Source organism: Niallia endozanthoxylica (assembly GCF_008710145.1).
Lineage (GTDB): Bacteria > Bacillota > Bacilli > Bacillales > Cytobacillaceae > Bacillus_BD > Bacillus_BD endozanthoxylica.
Map to the genome: position 1 here is coordinate 1 of NZ_VYKL01000030.1, position 21,080 is coordinate 21,080.

The window sequence follows — 21,080 nt, forward strand, 5'->3', positions numbered from 1 at the left end:
CACTATCAACCAAGTTTAGTTCCCGCTAACTCTTTTATTTCACCTGCTCGGGCACTATCAACCAGGTTGAGTTCCCTCTAGCTCTTTTATTTCACCGTTTCGGCCACTACTTTTAACCAAATCCCAGCTTAAGTTGCCATTTTGGATCAAATGGTGAAAGTATGGACGTTCCGCTCGAACTATAGGACTTCCACATTCACATCCTCATCAATGAAAAACTTAACTAATTCCGTGGGTGTTCTAGTAATCCAATGGACACCCTTTTTGTAATTTCCACAGCCACATTCGCCTCTGCAAAACACCCAAACACCACACCCTAGAAATTTACTTTAGTACCAATTTTTATAGTATGATAAGTAAGGTCTATGACGAAAGTAAATGGAGATGAATTTAAATTGCTGAAATTAATACGTTATTTAAGGCCGTATCAAATTCTGATTGTGCTTGTACTGCTACTAATCTTTTTCCAGACCTTATCAGAACTATATTTGCCGACATTGATGGCTGACATTATTGATAAAGGAGTTGTCCACCAAGATGTCCCCTATATCTGGAAAATTGGCGGCTTGATGCTACTAGTTACTGCCATTGGAACCCTCTGCTCCATTGCAGCTAGTTACTATAGCGCAAAAATATCCATGTCCTTTGGTAAGGACTTACGCTACAAAGTTTTCTCCCATGTTGAAAATTTTACGTTACAAGAGTTTGATCAATTTGGAACTGCGTCATTAATTACAAGAACGACAAATGATATTACACAGGTCCAAATGGTTGTCAATATGATTCTGCGTATGATGGTAACAGCCCCAATTATGGCCATCGGCGGGATAATAATGGCCTATTCGCAAGACGCCGAGCTGACAAAAATCTTTCTAGTTGCGATACCCGTTCTTTTTGCTGTCATTCTACTAATTGTATGGAAAGGGATTCCATTGTTTAAACTCGTTCAAGTACGGCTTGACCAAGTGAATCGTGTACTACGAGAAAACCTAACTGGTATTAGAGTGATTCGTTCTTTTAACCGAGCCGTCTATGAAAAGAATCGATTTCAACAGGCAAATGCTGATTTAACGGATACATCGATTCTAGTCAATAAAATGATGGCACTATTAATGCCAGTATTAATGCTTATTATGAACTATACCGTTATATCAATCATCTGGTTCGGGGCCGTTCGCATCGACGAAGGGAATATGCAAGTTGGTGGTCTGATGGCCTTCATTCAATATGCGATGCAAATCATGTTCTCAATGATTATGTTATCAATGATGTTTGTATTGATTCCACGTGCCTCTGCATCGGCTATAAGAATTCACGAAGTACTGCAAATGCAGCCTGCCATGCAGGAAACGACAAGTCCAGTGGCTGCTACTCAAAAAGGCTATTTAGAATTTAGAAATGTAACATTCAGCTATCCAGGAGCAGAGGTTCCAGCTCTTAAAGACCTCTCTTTTCAAGTAAAACCAGGTGAAACAACAGCAATTATTGGGGGGACAGGTTCAGGAAAGTCTACACTGCTCAAACTGATTCCCCGCTTCTACGAAATTGATTCCGGTTCTATTCTTATTGATGGAATTAATATTAAAGAAATGACACTCCAGGCCTTGCGGGAGAAAATTGGTCTCGTTCCGCAAAAAGCAGTCCTTTTTACTGGCACTGTGAAAGAAAATTTATTATTTGGCAATGAAAACAGTACAGATGAAGAATTGCTTCAAGCTATCAAAACAGCCCAAGCCTATGATTTTGTAGTTAAAATGGAAAAAGGCTTGGATTCGTCCATTTCACAAGGAGGAACCAATCTTTCAGGGGGACAGAAACAACGCCTTTCCATTGCAAGAGCACTCGTAAGAAAACCAGAAATCTATTTATTCGATGATAGTTTTTCAGCATTAGATTATAAAACAGATGCGAAACTGCGCTCAGCTTTAAAACAAGAAACGGAAAACGCAGCTCTATTAATTGTTGCCCAGCGTGTTTCCACTGTCATGTATGCGGACCAAATTATTGTTCTTGATGAAGGAAATATCGCGGGTATCGGTACCCATAAGGAGCTTATAAAAACCTGTGAAGTCTATCAGGAAATTGTCTCTTCTCAAGTCTCAGAGGAGGAATTAGCATGAGTAATCAAAAAAGTGCAAGAAGTCAAGGTCCAGGGTTTGGGCCGCACGGGGGTATGGGGGCCCCGGTTCAAAAAGCGAAGGATTTTAAAGGCACGTTAAAAAGATTAATTCGTTATTTAGCTCCCTACCGGTTTAACTTACTGGCTGTATTCATCGCATCCATATTAAGTACTGTTTTTTCTATACTTGGGCCAAAAATCCTTGGAATGGCTACAACAAAAATTTTCGAAGGCTTGATGGAAAAATTTAATAATATTCCTGGAGCCGGCATTGATTTTGACTATCTTTTCCGGATTCTTGGGCTGTTAGCCGGACTGTATTTATTCAGCTCCTTATTTGCCTGGATTCAACAGTATATTATGGCGAGTGTAGCACAAAAAACAGTTTATTCACTCCGAGAAGAAGCGGAAGAAAAAATTCACAAATTACCACTAAAATATTTTGATGGTACAACAACGGGAGAAACATTAAGCCGAGTTGTAAATGATGTTGATAACATTAGTACAACACTGCAGCAAAGCTTAACTCAAATCATCACATCTGTGGTGACCATTATCGGGATTATTATGATGATGATTACAATTAGTCCTGTTATGACCCTTATTTTGCTTTGCACATTGCCGTTAAGTGCAGTTGTTGCTGTGCTTGTAGCGAAAAAATCACAACCTTATTTTGTGGGACAGCAGAAAACCTTAGGACAATTAAGTGGTCATGTGGAAGAAATCTATACAGGACACGAAGTTGTCAAAGCTTTTGGCCATGAAAAAAAAGCGCTTGAGAAATTTACTGCTGTTAATGAGGAATTATATCAATTCGGCTGGAAAGCTCAATTCATTTCCGGTGTAATTATGCCGTTAATGACTTTTGTTGGTAATCTTGCCTACGTACTCATAAGCATTGTCGGGGGTGTCTTTGTCACAAAAGGATTTATTACAATTGGGGATATTCAAGCATTTATTCAATACTCCCGGCAATTCTCACACCCTATTGCGCAGACAGCCAATATCGCGAATATCATTCAATCAACTGTTGCTTCGGCCGAGCGGGTGTTTGAATTTTTAGATGAAGAAGAGCAGGTTCCAGATGAGCAGGAGGCACAAGTCATTCATTATCCAAAAGGCAGAGTCTCATTTGAGCATGTTGACTTTGGCTACACAGAGGACCAATTGTTGATAGAAGATATGAACTTAGAGGTACAGCCCGGTCAAACCGTTGCGATAGTCGGCCCTACAGGAGCAGGGAAAACAACACTTGTTAATTTACTCATGCGCTTTTATGAGATTAACAGCGGTACCATTCAGATTGATGGAGTAGATATTACAAAGCTGAAGCGAAGTGATTTACACAGCTTGTTTGGAATGGTGCTTCAGGATACATGGCTGTTTCATGGCAGTATTGCCAACAATATTGCCTATGGCCGTGAGGGTGCTGCTGAGGAAGAGGTCATTCAAGCAGCACTAGCTGCTAATGCTGATCATTTTATCCGTACCCTGCCGGAAGGCTATGCTACGATACTAAATGAGGACGCAACCAATATTTCACAGGGACAAAAGCAATTATTAACGATTGCCCGCGCCATTTTAGCGGACCCTCCAATCCTCATTTTAGATGAAGCCACCAGCAGTGTGGACACACGAACAGAGGTACATATCCAAAAGGCGATGAATCATTTGATGGAGGGCCGAACGAGTTTTGTGATCGCCCACCGATTATCGACGATAAAAGATGCGGATGTGATTCTCGTTATGAATGAAGGAAAGGTGATTGAACAAGGAAATCATGAGGAGTTATTGGCTCAAAATGGTTTTTATGCTGAATTATATCACAGTCAATTCTCCGGACAAAAAATGGATGAATCAATAGGATAACTGACAGTAAGCAGCGCTATAGGGACATTTTCACATGAACTGCAGCGCTGCCTCTTAATCTTGGTAGGTATCTTTTATTCAATAACCCCAGTACTTTTTATTCCTACCTTAACCGAAACATCCAGCTTCATATTAGGATAAACCTCTTGTTCCCACTCTGAAACAAGATTCTTGTGATGTAATCTTGTTGCTTTATAACGCAGTCCAAGGCCCAAAGGATCAACCTTCTGTTCTTGAAGACGCTTGAGTAAAGCTTCAATCGCTTTCTCTATTTCTTTAGAGGCATGTTTTCCCAATCGATTTAAGTTTTTACCATTTATATGCTGATCAGACTCTTCTATGATTCCTATAAGCTCAACATTCATTTTTAGTATAGGATTTTGATTATCTGAGCTCAAAATCTTATACTTCGAATTCAATGAATCAATGGATATCATGCATTCGTGATCTTCCTTATTAATCAGAAGTTCCATCTTCTTAAGTTTATTCCGCAGCATATTGTAAAGTAGTGTTTGGTTTGAGTTTAATTCCAATGACTTCTTATCATTTAAAATAATAGAATGATCAACGATTAATTTTGTGCTTTTTTTATCTACTTTTATAATAGGCAGTACAGGATCAACCCCCCCTTCGACCATCTTTCTTCTTAGGTCAAAAAGATGTGTTGTTACAATATAAGGACTCTCGACCCCTGTTTCGGAAAAGAAATTAAATAGAGACACGGATGCAGGCATTTCCGATTTTGGTTCTGTCTTTAATACTTTTTCTGCTGTTGGCTTCCCAACAGAAACCCATGAAATTCTTTGAAAGTCCCTTCTTCTTAAAAAAATATCTGTAATTTCAGTAATATCATCATCCAATAACCTTTTGCCTATAACAATTGTCTTCAAATGGCCAAAGTCAAACTCCTTATCAACCTGGTTTTTTAAGGATCTAATCGCATCCGCCACTTTAGTGCTCTCTTTCGTTAAATAGGTGTACATGGCCCCTTTTGATTCTTTTAAGGAGCCTGAAGGAAGAGCTAATTTCAAGGTTACTTTAAAATGATTCTCCTCGCTCTCAGCTTGATCAATTCCGATTGCTAATACGAACAGCCTTTTATCAATGTCCTTAAATCCACAGCCGGTTTGCAGGATACTGTTCCCAATCAATATCGAAATAAGTAGAATGAATTTCACCTTTTGTAATAAGATCTTCATGTCCTCGCCCTCCTTCTTATCACCCAAAAAATCAAGAACATGACGATGAAAAGAGGCGGAAATAAATTATAAAAGTAACCTGTATATTCTATCAACTGATACTCAGTTAAATATGTAACCACCCTTACACTCAATACCCAAAAAACCATTAGGAAAAGATGCGGGGTCAGATTGTGTTTCTTCCATTTAAATCTATTAAAATAGATGGCATTTTTTAATAATTCTACAGCCACATGCCAATGAGTTAAAATGCTGCCAAATGTGATTGCTAAACTAAGCATTAAAACCACATATACAACACGTTCAATAATCCAATAACGAAAATGCATGGTATCTGCAGTAGTCACAGCCGGATAAACAATCATTCCTGAGCTTTCAAACCCTAACATGCCGATTGGCCCGAAATAACTCGCCAATAGAACCCCTGTCCCGAACAAACCAATGAAGCTGATAGACCTCCATGTCATGGATTGCTTATGGTTCAACACTCGATTAAAAATAATTAAATTTGCCGGTCCCCAAAAAATAAAAGCCGCAGCACAAATCGTATGATATGCTGGGTAATGTTGTATATACATAATGGATTCTTTCACAAAGTCCACTTCAAAGTGATCATTTGTAAACGCCTTGATGATAATGAGAAAGACGAATGGTACAGTAAAGATAAAAATCATTTCAAGTACATAAAGAACATTTTTCGATTTCATTAAAGCCCCATAATAAATAAAGAACAATATTAATGATACAATATAAATTAAATTCGTATTTGGGGCCAAAAAGCGTTTGACATAAAAGGAATAAGTGATAACAGAAAGAAGCCCTGCAGCATACCACACAATACCAACTACAAGAAGCAATACGATTTTGAAAAACTTTGGTATGTATGCATCCATCAATTCAGGTAAGCCTTTACCGGGAAAACCCTGAAAAAAACGCCCAATTATATAACACACAAGCAAACCAATCGGAATTGATACAAGTATTGAAAAAATAGCTCCTTCCTCTTTTTCACTTAACAGAATTTTGGGCATGGATGCAACCATAGTCGCTAACGTATTAATAAAGGTTATATAATAGAAGTAACGGCTCATATCTAATCCCCCTTTACTTCCGCTGTTTTCCTTTGAACATACAGCTTAAAATATGGCTCCCCGAAACTATCCATATTCGATAAATACATGATAAAACCAAGTAGAAACAAGGCTAATCCAAGCAAACCACCTATCGTGGCAAAAAACAGCACTCCATATTTAATAATCCGAATCGCAAAACTCATTTCGTTAATTGGAATAACAAAAGTCGAAATCGCCATTGCAGATACAATAATAATCATAATGGTCGATGTTAAGGCGGCTTCAGTTGCGGCAGTCCCCAAAATCAGACCACCCACGGTGGTAGCCGTACCTGCAATCATCTTTGGCAGCCGAATACTTGCTTCGATTAATAATTCCATCACGATTAGCATGAACAGAACTTCAATAAAGGACGGATATGGTACTCCAATACGGCTGCCGGACACAGATAGTGCTAACTCAAAACGGAAAACTTCAGGATTATAGGACGTAATGGCAACATAAAGTGCCGGTAAGGTTAAACAAATAATTAATCCTAAATAGCGAAGGGCTTTATTAAAAATCGTCACCCAAAAAGGGCGGTAATTATCTTCTGTTGCCGACATAAAGTCAAAAAATATAGCTGGCGCAATTAATGATACGGGATTTCCATCTAGTAATAGAACAACCTTTCCGCCTGCAATATTGTAGATGATGCGATCTGTTCGTTCAGTTAGCATGCTGATTGGTAAAAGGGAACGTTTCTTTTCGTTTAATAGGCGCTGCATTTCAGCTGTTGTTTGAATTAATGGAGTATGTTTGATAGATGTAATTTTATTTTTTATTTTTTCTAAAACAGCATCATTAACGGACTGGCTGTCATATATAATGGACAGAGATTGATTTGATTTCCCCCCTATCTCTTGTATTTCAACTACAAGTGAGGGCTTGTGGTAGCGCTGCCTGATTAAATTGATATTGGTTGCAATGTCTTCACTTAATGCTAATTCCGGTCCCTGAATAGTTGGTTCAAGATTGACCTGCTGAACCGAATCAGTATTTACCTTTTTTATATCTAACAGCAGAAGACTGCCTTGTACGACAACAACAATGCTGCCTCTTGTCATTTCATCAAGAATTTGTTCCTTTCCTTTTATTTCTTGTTGCTGCGGTAGAGATGTTAAGTATGACTTATAATGATGTTCTGTAGGAAGTTCAAAAAATGGCTTAATGATAAATTCTTGTAAATCCGCACCATTTACCACCGTTTTAATGTATAGAAGCATAGCTGTTTTTTCATCAATATGTAATTTTTTTTCAATAAAATCAAAGGAAGTTTGAAATTTCTCCGTGATTAAGTTAATGATTTCATGTATAGATTGAGCTTCTTTAGCCCTTCTCATATAAAACTCCCCCTTTCATCCTGCTTTAAGCTGTATATCTTCATTTCTAACTTCCGATCCAAGGCTAGTTTATGCTTATCGTTACCAAAATTGGTCATTTAATGCCAAAACATGTGATCTATAGAGCAAAAATGACATGAAGAAGACCCGCTTACCAAATGGTAGCGGGTCTTTACTATTTACTCCTATTTACGCATATAATTCCCATGTTAATTTCAAGGATTCGATAAGATATTCAGCTGCTTCCTCTTCGTTCATATGATCTGTTTGTAGTTTTGAATGATGATGGGAGTAGGCACTTTGCCTGCTGTAATATAATTCTTTCATTTCTTCTAAGCTTTTATTTTGCAGTACCGGCCGGCTGTCGATAATTAGGCTGATTCGCTCTTTCCACGAATCCCATGATAAATCCAGAAAAAATACAATACAATTCTCTAAACAGGCTTTTCTGATTTCTTCATTTAGAAAGGCTCCCCCTCCTAACGAAATGACATTCAACGGCTGCTTGCTCAAACTTATTGTCAGGGATTGCTCTCTTTCCCGAAATGTCTTTTCTCCGTAGGTTTCAAAGATTTGTCTTGGAGGCATACCGAACTCCTTTTCAATTTCTTCATCCACATCAATAAAGTCACGATATAATTTTTTGGCAACCAATTTTCCAATAGTTGTTTTTCCAACTCCCATAAATCCAACAAATACAATGCTTTTCTCACGCAACGATAATCTATGACTCATCCTATTTATAATCTCCTCTTTATTTTTCAGCCAATTAAATATTTTCATTATATAGTAGACAGATGAATTTGTAAAAAAGAAAAAAAGCAAACCATCCTCATTGCGAACGGTTTGCCTTTTTTATTTTAAAAATAATCCCTTTAATGCAAATGATACGTTCTGCGGTCTTTCAGCCAGCCGACGCATATAATAGGCAAACCAATCGCTGCCGTAAGGTACATATACCCTCATTTTATAGCCCTCATCTGCCAGGCTCTGCTGCATTTCCGTTCTGAATCCATAAAGCATTTGAAATTCAAACTGGTCTCTAGGAATCTGCTGCTCCTCGACAAATTGTTTTACCTTTGCAATTATATGATGATCATGGGTCGCAACAGCGGTATAGTTTCCGCCTAATAAATGAATTTTTATCAGCTTCATAAAATTTTCATCAATCTCTTTTTTATGCTGAAAAGCGACCTTTGGAGATTCTTTATACGCCCCTTTCACTATACGAAGCGGAATTCCTTGAAGCTTTTGCATATCCTCCTCTGCGCAAAATAAATAAGCTTGCATGACAGTCCCAACATTTTGAAAGGTTTCCCGCAGCTCTTGTAAAATATTTAGCGTTATTTTGTAGTGTAAATAATCTTCCATATCAATTCTGACAAAATTTTTAAATTTTTGGGCTGTTTCTAAAATGCTGCGCATATTGTTAACGCAGAATTCTCGGTCAATATCCACTCCTAACTGGGTTAGTTTTACAGATAAATGGCTGTTTAGGCCTTCCTTCTCGATGGCCTCTAATGTCCTAATAGCCGCTGCTGTTGCAGTAGCGGCTTCCTCTTTACTAGAGACAAATTCACCTAAATGATCAAGGGTACATACCAAATCCTTCTCATTTAATTCCCGCACCTTTACAATCATCGCCTCAATAGAATTTCCCGCAACAACTTGTGACGCACCAAGCTTTAATCCCCATTTTTTAGCTGCTCTATTCAAGGTTCTATTTTTTGATAAAAAGAGAAAAAATTCTTTTGATAAGGCCGATATCATCGTAAGATCCCTCCTTCTAGAAGGTAACTGATCCTATGCCAAAAGGGATCCTTTCAGCCGCCTCGACAAAGATCCCTTATTTTTAAAAATACCTCTATTATATAACTGCTAATATACGTTTATAACGCTTCCGATATGGTTTGAGCCTGCATATGCAGAAGGAGATAATCCGGGCCTCCGGCTTTTGAATCCGTTCCAGACATTTGAAAGCCGCCGAATGGCTGATATCCCACAATTGCTCCCGTACAGGTTCTGTTAATATATAAATTCCCTACATGGAATTCCTTGCGGACTCGTTCGATATGCTCGCGATTTTTTGAAATGAATGCCCCGGTTAGACCATACTCTGTGTTGTTGGCAATATCTAAAAGATGGTCGATGCTTTCGGCTTTACAAAAAGCGATAACGGGTCCGAAAATTTCCTCCTGCATAATGCGGGCTTTTTCATCCACATCAGCTATAATAGTAGGCTGGATAAAAAATCCCTGCGTTTGGTCTCCTTCGCCTCCAGCTGCCAGTCTGCCTTCTGTTTTCCCAATGTTAATATAGTTCATAATCTTATTATAGGCCTTCTTGTCAATGACAGGTCCCATATAGGTTTCTGCCTCTTCCGGATTTCCAACCTTTAGGGATTTTGTTAAAGTAAGTGCTTTTTCTAAAACCTGATTATATATTTTCTCATGAATAACGGCTCTAGACCCGGCTGAGCATTTTTGACCAGAGTAGCCAAATCCCGAGTAAACAATAGAAGCCGCCGCTAAATCAATATCGGCGTCTTCATCTACCACAACGGTATCTTTTCCGCCCATTTCTGCGATGACCCGCTTTAACCAAATTTGACCGGGATGTACTTTTGCTGCACGCTCATAAATCCGGCAGCCTACTTCACGTGAACCGGTAAAAGAGACAAATCTAGTTTTGGGGTGGTCAATTAAGAAATCACCGATTTCGGCACCACTGCCAGGGATATAATTCAGGACTCCTTTCGGTAGACCTGCCTCCTCCATTACTTCCACAAATTTCGCTGCAATAACCGGTGTATTATTGGAAGGTTTTAATAGAACCGTATTTCCTGTTACAATCGCTGCAACCGTTGTTCCAGCCATAATGGCAAACGGGAAATTAAAAGGTGAAATAATGACTCCGACGCCAAGCGGGATATACGTATATTGATTATTTTCCCCGGCTCTACTGTTAACCACTGCTCCATCCTTTAAGGCCAGCATTTGCCTGGCATAATATTCTAAAAAATCAATGGCTTCTGCCGTATCAGCATCTGCTTCTCTCCATGGTTTGCCTGCTTCCTTAACTAGGTACGCAGAAAATTCATGCTTTCGTCGTCTAATGATAGCAGCTGCTTTCAGCAGAATATGCGCTCTTGCTTCAGGAGACCATTTTTTCCATACTGAAAATGCTTTGAGGGCCGCCTGCATTGCCTGCTCGGCATATTCTTTATTTGCTGCTGACACGGTGCCGATACATTCCGTTTTTCTTGCTGGATTATAGCTCGCAATCACTTCTCCGCTCGTCATTCGCTCTCCATTAATAATTAGCGGGTAATCTTTCCCTAATTGTGTATTGACTAATTTTAGAGCTTCCATAAAAGCCAATTTATTTTCACCCATAGTAAAATCTGTCAATGGTTCATGCTTATAAGCGGTTACCATTTAATCCCCCCAACTATTTATTAATAAAGTATATGATGCAAATTTTAGACCAATAACCTTTTACAAGGGGATTAGGACTTTTATAGCCCGAAATAAAATAAATTCCATCAAAAAAGAGAACAGCTTATAAATACTGTCCTCTTTTTTGATTTAATTATATAAACTTATTTTATCTTTCGTCAGGGAATCAGGCTTTTTCGTCGATGGAAACATTAGTCCAATCACGGCACCGGCCAATGCTGGTAACACCCAACCCATTCCTGCTTCAAACAGTGGTAAATATTGATTTAATAGGCTGTATAAACCTTCAATTTGGATGCCAGCTGCCTTAATCCCATCAATGGCACTAAATATTCCTGTGAACAGCATACTCCATCGATAAACGGATACACGGCCTTTGAAAAGCGGATCAGTAAAGGTTAAGAAGATTAATACAATCGCTAACGGATAAATCGCGACAAGCACGGGAACAGAAATCGTAATTAACAGGCTTAACCCTACGTTTGCAACCGCTGCACTGAAAATAGTAAATACGATTGCTAATGTTTTATATGAGAAGCGCGGGAACATTTTTGAAAAATAGCTTGCACAAGATGAGATAAGTCCAATTGACGTTGTTAAGCAGGCAAATACTATGGCGAAACCTAGGATAGCGTTACCCCACACTGAGAAATGAGCATTTGCTGCATACGTTAATATTGCGCCCCCATTATTTGCTTGTCCTGATGCATAATTGGTTGTTGCCCCAAGATATGCAAGTCCAAAGTAGATTACTCCTAATGCTCCTGCTGCAATCAGGCCTGCTTTAATCGTTGATTTTGCAATACCAGCCTTAGTTGTAATTCCATTTTCCTTAATGGCATTAATAACAATAATCCCGAAAACAAACGATGCAAGAGTGTCCATTGTTAAGTAACCTTCTTGGAACCCTTTAAAGAACGCGTTATCTACATAACTTCCGATAGGAGCTGCCGGTTCATTAATCGGGTTAATAACCGTAGCAATGAGTACAATTAATAAACAAATTAATAAAATAGGTGTCATTACTTTTCCAACACGGTCCACTATCTTACTTGGATTTAACGATAAATAGCCGACTATAGTAAAATAGATAATGGTATAAATTAATAATGCAACATTAAAACCGCCAGACATGTCCGGAAAGAACGGAGCAATCCCAATTTCAAAGGATACTGTTCCTGTACGCGGAATCGCAAAAAACGGTCCAATAGATAGATATAAGACAACGGTAAAAATGAGTGAAAAGGCAGGATTAACTTTATTCGCTAGTGACTGAACATCACTATGTCCCGACACTCCGATAGCAAGTACCCCTAATAAAGGTAAGCCGACACCCGTTAATAAAAAGCCAATCATTGATGGTAAAAGATTCGTACCTGCTGCTTGTCCTAGTGCAGGCGGAAAAATTAAGTTTCCTGCACCAAAAAACAAAGCAAAAAGCATAAGCCCGATAGCTACTATTTCATTTCGAGAAATTTTTGATTTCATAGCTTTCGCCTCCCCTAATATGTAAAATATCTCCCCAAGAAAAGGTTGTTTTTAATCTTCAAATAATTTATTTTAATCTATCTCTTATTTCAAAACAACATTGCCTATTATTACATAAATGAAATAATAAAGTAAACAGATATATTGAAATAATATATATTTTGTCGAAATTTGTTACAATACGATGAATTAACAAACTATATTACAAAGTTTTTTCTTTATTATGGGAATAACTTTCCATTGGTTTTTCCAAGTTTTTTTAAGTATAATGGCATAGGGTTAATTTAGACTATATTTGAATAATAAAAAGATATCCTCATCATAACCGGTGAGGTAGAGGTTGCAGCTTTTATTAGTAGGTCGGAAGAGATACAGAGACTATCCATGACTCCTTCTGAAAGGAAAGGCTGCCGAAGCGTGTATCTTTCTCTGAAGATACACGCTGGGGCTGTTTTCGAATAGAAACAGAACTGTCACGGTTAACATTCGTTAATCGTGTTGAGCTATCTTACGGAAGGTTTGATGCGGGACTTGAAGCCGTCGAAGCCTCTTTGACGGTTTTTATCTTCCCGCTCCTTCTAGTTTTGTGATTGGATTATTAATCCCTTATACGAATGAAAGTCTCGCTAGCGGCGAGGTCACAACAAGTCCCTTTACTCTTGTATTTGAAAGAGCAGGGATTGCCTTTGCTGCCTCTGTTATGAACGCCATTATTTTAACAGCGGTTCTATCTGCCGGAAACTCAGGCATGTATGCTTCAACACGTATGCTTTGGAATTTAGCTGTAGAAGGCAAAGCTCCAAAATTCCTTGCAAAATTAAATAAAAATGGTGTCCCTGTAAATGCTCTAATTATCACTTCGCTAGTCGGTACACTAGCTTTCCTAGCTTCCTTGTTTGGTGAAGGTGCAGTGTATCTTTGGCTGTTAAATGCATCAGGTATGTCCGGCTTTATCGCTTGGCTTGGGATTGCTATCAGTCATTATCGCTTCCGTAAAGCCTATGTGGCACAAGGGAAAGACTTAAATAAATTACCATATAAATCTGGATTTTATCCGGTTGGACCGATTTTTGCCTTTGTGGTATGCGGCATCGTCATTTTAGGTCAAAATTATTCGGTATTTATGGGTGATGGGATTGACTGGAATGGTGTTCTTGTCTCCTATATTGGGCTGCCTTTATTCATTGCTCTATGGTTTGGCCATAAATGGGTTAAAAAGACAAAAATCATTCCATTAAACGAATGTGACCTTACAACTAAGCAGGAATAGTAACTGCTATATCTGCCTCTTTTCTTTTGTTTTACAAAGAAGCAGCCCGCTTTATCAGCCGGGCTGCTTCTTTTCAATTCATTTTAGACAAGCTATTATGCGAAAGCTTGTCTTCAGTAGCATCTCGGTCCTCCATATGCTCCGGGATAGCCAAGTTAAACAAATCCAAATCCACAATATACTTTGGTCTACGCTTCGATTCTTGATACACTTTACCGATATATTCGCCGATTAATCCAATGGCCATCAGCTGTAATCCCCCTATTAGCCAAATGGAGGCAATTAATGATGTCCAGCCGATCTCGGTTTTACCGAAATATTTCAACACTAAGAAATAACTTAATACAAGAAGGCTGACAAAGAAAAAAGTACAGCCCGTTAACAATACAAAGCGAATCGGAGTAACGGAAAAGGACGTGATTCCGTTAAAGGCAAAGGAAAGCATCTTTTTTAGTGGATATTTGGTTTCACCTGCAGTCCTTTCCTTACGATCATAATACACAGATGTGGATTGAAATCCAATGAGAGGAACAATCCCTCGTAAAAATAAGTTCACCTCATCAAACCGTTCAAGCTCTTCTAGAGCACGCCTGCTCATTAACCGGTAATCTGCATGATTATAAACTAAATTGACACCCATTTTCCCCATTAGCTTGTAAAAGCCCTCGGCAGTTTTCCGTTTGAAAAAGGTATCACTGTCTCTTTTTCTGCGCACTCCGTAGACGATTTCATACCCTTCATTAAACTTTTTAATAAACTCACGAATCACCATAATATCATCCTGCAAATCGGCATCTAGAGAAATCACACAATCCGATATAGACTTTGCTGCGAACAAACCAGCTAATAAGGCATTTTGATGACCTGCATTTCTGGCAAGCTTTAGGCCGCGAATAGTCTCCTTCTTCAGGCTTGCTTTATATATGAGATTCCAGGTTTCATCCTTGCTGCCGTCATCAACAAACAACAGTTTACTCTTATCAGAAATGAGTTCTTCATGTATTAAGTCCCGAAGATATTGCTCTAATACCTCCATTGTATATGGCAGTACGGCTTCTTCGTTATAGCAAGGCACAACAAGTGTGACAACCGGTGTAGCCATGTCTGTTCCCTCCAAGATGTTTGTATTGTACTATTTTCTAAATTTTAAGCTTTGTTTATGAACATTGTTGATTTTTGACTCATCTGCATGATTTATTAACATAACCAACTTTTAAAAAGGTGCGGTCATTACCCCAAATTCCGCTGATATAAGTAATTTTCAAATTAAACGACCTTATATAAGTAAATTTTCCAAACAGATTCTTTATTAGAGAACACTTTTTCAAGCTGTAACTGATTCTGCTCAGCATTTTTTATCGGAACGGATGAAAAGATATGTGTTCCACCCATTTTTTTAAACGGTTCGAAGTTAAATTGAACATGCTCCAACTTCTTTTTCGTATTTTTTTTAAACATATAATGTTTTCCTAACTCATCCGTAAATAAATAGCAACGTCCGCCCCACTCATCGAAATAGATTCGTATTTGTTTGTTTTTGTTCAATTCCTTTTCAATTATCTTTCGAAATTCATGTTTATAGGACAACGGATAGAAATTGTTATAGGTATCTAATGTATAGAACCCGTTGTACTGGGCAATAGCCGGATGCAGGCCGATACTTGCGACTCGATATTCTTCAACCGGCAGACCAATATGATTCTTTATCTGAGAAAACAACTCCTCAGCATAGAACTCCTTCACTGATGGCTTTGACCGGTAAAAGATTTCTTCGTTAAAAAGTCCTAATATGAACAGCTGGGCAGCAAGACTAAAATAAATGACGGATCGAAGTTCCTTTTTATTCTGCCAAATAATTTTCAATGCCAAGGCAAAGGACATGTAAATCACGAGAGGTCTCAGAAAGTGAAAACGGGCAAAATTAAAGGTATTCATAAAATGAAATTTCTCTGTCAGCGGCTGCCAGCCTTTATAGAACCAAAAAGCATACCATAGTGACAAAATAAAATTAAGAATAAATAAAAACACAAAATACTTTTCTTGTCTCCACCAGCCCTTTTTCCATACCAGATAAAAACCTAATAGTAAAATTGGCAGAATAATTAAGCCGTGAACCGTCATCACATGAGTATGTCCAAGAACATAATTTTTAAAGGTCAGGCGAATGGCCCTCCATAAAGATAGACGGGCGTGAATATATTCGTCCCTGCTGTTTGGCTCTGTAGAGAAAAGGAATGAATAGACAAGCCTGTATTCAACGAAACAATAGACAATCGACATATATATCAGTGATAATAACAAAGCTAAATTGTACCTTTTACGTCTGATGACATCGATTATCCAGAGCACTCCCATCGCAAATAAAAAAAAGAAAAAGCCTAGAACTATACTTGAATAAAAGGGCAGCAGGGTTAGAACCAAGTAATCTTTCCATGATTTTCTCCCCTTGCGAATATGGAGAAACGCCCATAAAGCTAACGGCATGCCCAACGTACTTAGCATCCCAGATGGCCAAAACGGCGTTAAGGCGAATGCTAAAGAAGTTCCAATCGTGATGATTCCCCATTCTTTCTCTTTTAAAAAATGATCACGTAAAAGCAAATACATACCCAAAAAGGCCGCCAGTCTTGTAATGGTTTGACTTAATGCATAGGCCGTCATGGTTGGAAATAAAGCATAGAGCCAAACGATCCCGCTATATTCGGTTCCATATGCATTTCTTGGTATTCCATTCATTACTTGCGGAATAACAGCATTAATAGGCCCAAATATTTGGCCGCTTTCCCGCAATACTTTATACCAAGCTAAGTTTGAATCGAGATTATCATGGACACGAATATGGGCATTTTCTCCTAAAATAAACAAAGGTGAGACGTATAAAGCTAGAACAATAAGAGCAAATATGATTAGTTTTTTCTCCCTTTGAGCATATAAAGAATCCAATTGCTAACACCCCATGAATATACGTAATTTCTCTTACTTTTTACAAACACGGCTAAAATTATCCAAAACCGTTATCTTTCGCCACAAGTAAGAAAAGCAGAAGCGCCTTGCCCAGCCTCAGGCATAGCATAAGACGAGCCGGCAGGAAGGTTGTTCTTTAACCTTCTTGTCGGATTGGATGATGACCTCGAGGGGCTAGGCGCTGGAGCTAGACAACGCAAAAAAAGCCTCGTAAAAGGCTTTTTATTCACTAAAATTTAAATTCTCTATATTCCTCTGCTTAGTTGTATAAATCCCATGCTAAATCGTCATAATACAAATGTTGGCATATCATGCAGTTTCTCAAAAAGGATTTCATGCATAAAATAGTGAAAAAAGAGGAGGGTTTGAAAAATGGGGTTATTTAGTTACCTGTCTGATTGGAAAGCAAGCTTATATGAAAAGAAAATTGCTGAGGCACAAAGCTTAGGGCATTGTCCGGATTGTAATGGAAAAGGATTTCAGATTCCAATCGTCAATGAATATTCTTTCCCGGAATCATATGACTGCCCTAGCTGTCTTGGATCAGGATCCTTTTCTGATTGGAGCAGCAGCAATAGTCGTTAAAAAATCGCAAGGCTCGTCGGAAGCTTCCCTTCATTCAGCAGGGGTTTGAAATCCTACTGAATTAGAGAGCCTTTTTTTTGCATTCATCCCTTAACTTTAGAAGTGGAGGTCATCTGCTAAATGAAGTTTAAACCGGGATAAACTGATTTCCAAATGATTCTTCTTTCATTAATTGCTCTTTTTGCTGTTGTTCAACTTCATGCCTGCGAATCTGTTCAAACACTTCAAAATCCACACGACCAACCTGGTTAATTGAGCCTGCGTCCATCATAATTTGAAACAATACATCAGCATCCTTCATCGCACTATTAATACCAATTGCACCGGTTGGACTCATTGTATGGGCTGCATCTCCAATAATCACCAAATTATTTTTCACCCATGTCTCACACTTAGAGCTCTGCACTTGAAGTAATACAAAATCATCCCACGAATGGAGATATGCATGGACTGTATCTTCAAGCTGGGGAAATGCGTCAATTAACTGATTGACAAATTTTGTTATCGGCTGCTTCCTTAACTCAGGATACGAGCCTTCCTTTATATTCCATCCAATTTGAATATAACCACCCTGCTGTGTAAACAAGGCCAGCTGCTCATTTTCAATTAGTGCCATGCGTACTGTTGGCTCCCAATCCTTTGGAGCCGGGATGCGCGCCCAGAGAAGATCATACCCATGCTTGATTTTCTCAAAAGGAATATCCGCCAATTTGCGGACTGTTGAAAATCGTCCGTCTGACCCAACAATCAAAGAACTTTTGATTGTTATTTCTTGTCCATTCTTTACAGCTTTCACGCCTGAAAATTGGCCATCTTCCTCAAGCAATTCTACTACTCTAGTATTTAATAATAGGTTAAATGACGGGAGAGGTTCACTTTTTTTCAATAAAAGCCCAAGCAGGTGCTTCTGCGGGACATGGATACCGCAATGATTTACACGTTCATCGGGCATAATTGTTTTAAACACTTCCCCATGATCCCAATATTCAACCCGATCCATTCTTAACAAGCCAACATCTTCAAGCTCATCAAACAGTTTATACTTTCGTAGAATGGCTTCACCTGTCTCGTTTAAATGTTCACCTCTGAACTCTTTATTAATATTTTCATTCCGTTCTACTAATATCACAGAAATATTATGACTTGAAAGCAGATAAGCAAGTAAAGCGCCGGCAGGTCCAGCGCCTATGATACAAACATCTGTCTTAAAATCATATGCCTTCATGTTGATCACCCGTTATGTTTTGTCTTATGATTCTGTTTGTTGTTTAGGATAAGCCGTAATAAGCAAGTCTTCACCAATATGCTCAACAGAATCAAATTCTAACTCCACAGCTTCAGCCATTGTCTCCACGTCCTTGCCTGTAAAAGGAGTTAATGAATGACGGCCGCCCAATACCTTAGGTGCAATATATACCTGAAACTTATTAATCAGTCCCTCACGTAAGAAAGCACTATTCACTTCTCCTCCGCCTTCAACCAACAAATCCGTAATACCTAATTCATATAACTGCTTTAATATGAACGTTAAATCGAGCCCTTCCCCTTGTGGAGCCGCGTATACTTGAACACCTTTAGCCAACAGGGCAGCTTCCTTTTCTTCATCCACACCTTCGTGAGTAAATATCCACGTTTCCGCTTCTGAACAATCTGTAATTTTAGCCTCCAACGGTGTACGCAACCCAGAGTCAATTATAATTCGAATTGGATTTTTACCACCTTCCGGAATTCTGGTCGTTAGCATAGGGTCATCCGCAAGAACCGTACCAATTCCGACAAGGATAGCATCGACTTCATTCCGTAAATAATGAACCTTCTGTCTTGACGCTTCACCTGACACCCATTTTGAATCTCCATTATAGGCTGCAATTTTTCCATCAAGGGTCATAGCCACTTTTGAAATGACAAATGGCATTTGTGTCAGCATGTTATGAATAAAACGTTCATTCAATCTTCTCGCTTCCTGCTCGAGGACACCGACCTCCACTTCAATTCCAGCATCTTCTAAGATTTTGATTCCCCGACCAGCTACAAGCGGATTTGGATCCCTCATAGCAATCACCACTCGGGATACCCCAGATTCTTTCACCAGATTAGCGCAAGGAGGCGTTTTTCCAAAATGGGAGCATGGTTCGAGTGTGACATAAAGTGTTGCTCCCCTTGCATGATCGCCGGCCATATGGAACGCATGTACTTCAGCATGCGGTTCACCTGCTTTACGATGAAGTCCTGAGCCGACAATCATGCCGTCCTTGACAATGACCGCTCCAACAAGAGGATTTGGATTTGTTTTTCCTTTTGCAGTAGAGGCTAAATCAAGCGCAAGCTTCATAAAATAGTGATCATTAGTCATGATTAACTCTCCTTAATTGGTTATGCTTACTTCGTTATTAAGAATATGCCCCGACTTTTCTACCTTCGTCGCTAAATAAAAGCTGTTGTACTCAGACTCACCGCCCCATAGTGGAAGGTGGTCATGAATAGTCAGGCCTGCAGCCTTTAGTGCAGCAATTTTTTTCGGATTATTTGTAATAAGAGTAACCGGGCTTTTTCTTAATCCCTTTATTACTCGAATAGCTTCCTCATATGAGCGAAGATCATCCGGAAAACCAAGGGCATTATTTGCCTCTACTGTATCATACCCTTCCTGCTGAAGGATATAAGCGAGTGATTTCGTAAATAATCCAATGCCGCGGCCTTCATGATTGGCTAAATAGAATAATGCGCCGCTCCCTTTACCCACAATCATTTCCATAGACTGACGCAGCTGATAACCGCAATCACAACGCTGGCTGCCAAAAATATCTCCGGTATGACAGATGCTGTGCATTCGGATATAGGCTTCTTCAGCCTGCTTAAAATCACCATAGACTAAAACAGATGATTGCTGAGCATCTGCAAGGTCTGCTGTTAGCAGCGACTCAAGTAATTTTTCCTTATCAGACGGCATCCCATCAAGCAACAGCCATGTATACCATTGAAAAGTTACCGTTTTACCGTCTAGTTGAACCGGAAGATTAACTGGTCCGACTAGACAGATATCTTTTTTATTTTCCTGTTTCAAGATTATCATTCTATCTATAAGTATATCTCTAACTTTATCTGAAATCATTAAGATCATCCTTTCGGAAAAGAATACACTATCCTTATATTACTTACTATATGTAAGTAAGTATAAATTCGTAAATAGTTGACGTCAAGTAATATATTCACTATTATTATAGTAATAATGTTTTTAACAAGGAGGTTGCCAATGGAGGAAAATACACTCTGTCCCAAATTTCATAAGGCTGTAGAAGTCCTTAGTAAACGCTGGAATGCATTAATTATTAATCAGCTCATGTTGGGCCCGCAGCGTTTCTGTACCATTAACTCCTCCATGCCCATCAGCGGCCGACTTCTATCGGAAAGATTAAAAGAATTAGAGAATGAAGGGATTGTATCAAGAGAGGTCTTCCCTGAAGTTCCGGTAAGAGTTGAGTACACATTAACTGAAAAAGGCTTTGCACTCCAAAATGTTTTTAAAGAAATTAACCAATGGGCGCAAGAATGGGTACGGACAAATACGAATTCAAAAGAGGATGGGATCTAATCGATCATCCTCTTTTTTTTATGTCTCCATTTTCCCTTAATTTGATTAGACCACCAATGAATGGTATTAGCAAGAAAATCG

At 38.8% G+C, this 21,080-nt stretch carries 16 protein-coding genes, 1 pseudogene and 1 riboswitch; of the genes and pseudogenes, 5 read left to right on the top strand and 12 right to left on the bottom strand.

The genetic code is table 11. The features are described from left to right. Positions 1–395 precede the first annotated feature (395 nt). Both F4V44_RS18640 and F4V44_RS18645 read left to right on the top strand, forming a co-directional pair. Complete coding sequence (locus tag F4V44_RS18640; protein WP_150441529.1) at positions 396–2,120, top strand: ABC transporter ATP-binding protein; 1,725 nt, start codon at positions 396–398, stop codon at positions 2,118–2,120. Beyond that, a complete protein-coding gene (locus F4V44_RS18645; protein WP_150441530.1) occupies positions 2,117–3,988 on the top strand; it encodes an ABC transporter ATP-binding protein in 1,872 nt (623 codons plus the stop codon). The genes F4V44_RS18640 and F4V44_RS18645 overlap by 4 nt, the downstream gene beginning before the upstream one ends. Positions 3,989–4,062: 74 nt before the next feature. On the opposite strand, the gene F4V44_RS18650 is transcribed toward F4V44_RS18645, so the two are convergent. From F4V44_RS18650 to brnQ, 7 genes are all read right to left on the bottom strand, one after another. Further along, a complete protein-coding gene (locus F4V44_RS18650; protein ID WP_150441531.1) occupies positions 4,063–5,187 on the bottom strand; it encodes a Ger(x)C family spore germination protein in 1,125 nt (374 codons plus the stop codon). Continuing rightward, positions 5,184–6,278 (bottom strand): GerAB/ArcD/ProY family transporter, encoded by a 1,095-nt coding sequence (locus F4V44_RS18655; RefSeq protein WP_150441532.1) that lies wholly within the window; start codon positions 6,276–6,278, stop codon positions 5,184–5,186. The genes F4V44_RS18650 and F4V44_RS18655 overlap by 4 nt, the downstream gene beginning before the upstream one ends. Before the next feature lie 2 nt (positions 6,279–6,280). Further along, the gene (locus F4V44_RS18660) at positions 6,281–7,642 is read right to left on the bottom strand and encodes a spore germination protein (protein WP_150441533.1); all 1,362 of its coding nucleotides are present in this window, start codon (positions 7,640–7,642) and stop codon (positions 6,281–6,283) included. Positions 7,643–7,831: 189 nt separating this feature from the next. Then, the gene (locus F4V44_RS18665) at positions 7,832–8,377 is read right to left on the bottom strand and encodes a shikimate kinase (protein ID WP_150441534.1); all 546 of its coding nucleotides are present in this window, start codon (positions 8,375–8,377) and stop codon (positions 7,832–7,834) included. 120 nt (positions 8,378–8,497) lie between these two features. Continuing rightward, positions 8,498–9,412, bottom strand: a complete 915-nt coding sequence (locus F4V44_RS18670; RefSeq protein ID WP_150441535.1) for a proline dehydrogenase family protein — start codon at positions 9,410–9,412, stop codon at positions 8,498–8,500. A 119-nt stretch (positions 9,413–9,531) separates the two neighbouring features. Next, positions 9,532–11,079 (bottom strand): L-glutamate gamma-semialdehyde dehydrogenase, encoded by a 1,548-nt coding sequence (gene pruA / locus F4V44_RS18675; protein ID WP_150441536.1) that lies wholly within the window; start codon positions 11,077–11,079, stop codon positions 9,532–9,534. 150 nt (positions 11,080–11,229) lie between these two features. Further along, the gene (gene brnQ, locus F4V44_RS18680) at positions 11,230–12,588 is read right to left on the bottom strand and encodes a branched-chain amino acid transport system II carrier protein (protein WP_150441537.1); all 1,359 of its coding nucleotides are present in this window, start codon (positions 12,586–12,588) and stop codon (positions 11,230–11,232) included. Positions 12,589–12,914: 326 nt separating this feature from the next. Then, positions 12,915–13,102: riboswitch (Lysine riboswitch) on the top strand. Positions 13,103–13,168: 66 nt separating this feature from the next. On the opposite strand from brnQ, the pseudogene F4V44_RS18685 reads away from it, so the two are divergent. After that, positions 13,169–13,858, top strand: a pseudogene (locus F4V44_RS18685) (amino acid permease); the annotation flags it as partial. 73 nt (positions 13,859–13,931) lie between these two features. Here the strand turns inward: F4V44_RS18685 and F4V44_RS18690 are convergent. After that, positions 13,932–14,960 (bottom strand): glycosyltransferase family 2 protein, encoded by a 1,029-nt coding sequence (locus F4V44_RS18690; protein ID WP_150441539.1) that lies wholly within the window; start codon positions 14,958–14,960, stop codon positions 13,932–13,934. A gap of 164 nt (positions 14,961–15,124) precedes the next feature. Continuing rightward, positions 15,125–16,801, bottom strand: coding sequence for a DUF6044 family protein (locus F4V44_RS18695; protein ID WP_150441540.1), 1,677 nt, complete (start codon positions 16,799–16,801; stop codon positions 15,125–15,127). 393 nt (positions 16,802–17,194) lie between these two features. Between F4V44_RS18695 and F4V44_RS18700 the strand changes: the two genes are divergently transcribed. Then, positions 17,195–17,407: a methionine aminopeptidase gene (locus F4V44_RS18700; protein WP_150441541.1), complete on the top strand. Its 213-nt coding sequence runs from the start codon at positions 17,195–17,197 to the stop codon at positions 17,405–17,407. 127 nt (positions 17,408–17,534) lie between these two features. On the opposite strand, the gene F4V44_RS18705 is transcribed toward F4V44_RS18700, so the two are convergent. Genes F4V44_RS18705 through F4V44_RS18715 form a run of 3 tightly spaced genes read right to left on the bottom strand, consistent with a single transcriptional unit; the run spans position 17,535 to position 20,519 of the window. Continuing rightward, entirely contained in the window at positions 17,535–18,632 is a 1,098-nt protein-coding gene (locus F4V44_RS18705) for an FAD-dependent monooxygenase (protein ID WP_150441542.1), read from the bottom strand. A gap of 24 nt (positions 18,633–18,656) precedes the next feature. After that, positions 18,657–19,760, bottom strand: a complete 1,104-nt coding sequence (gene ribD / locus F4V44_RS18710; protein WP_150441543.1) for a bifunctional diaminohydroxyphosphoribosylaminopyrimidine deaminase/5-amino-6-(5-phosphoribosylamino)uracil reductase RibD — start codon at positions 19,758–19,760, stop codon at positions 18,657–18,659. A 12-nt stretch (positions 19,761–19,772) separates the two neighbouring features. Then, a complete protein-coding gene (locus F4V44_RS18715; RefSeq protein ID WP_150441544.1) occupies positions 19,773–20,519 on the bottom strand; it encodes a GTP cyclohydrolase II in 747 nt (248 codons plus the stop codon). Between the two features lie 141 nt (positions 20,520–20,660). Here F4V44_RS18715 and F4V44_RS18720 point away from each other — a divergent pair, with 141 nt between their 5' ends. Further along, positions 20,661–20,999 (top strand): winged helix-turn-helix transcriptional regulator, encoded by a 339-nt coding sequence (locus F4V44_RS18720; RefSeq protein ID WP_150441545.1) that lies wholly within the window; start codon positions 20,661–20,663, stop codon positions 20,997–20,999. Positions 21,000–21,080 lie beyond the last annotated feature (81 nt).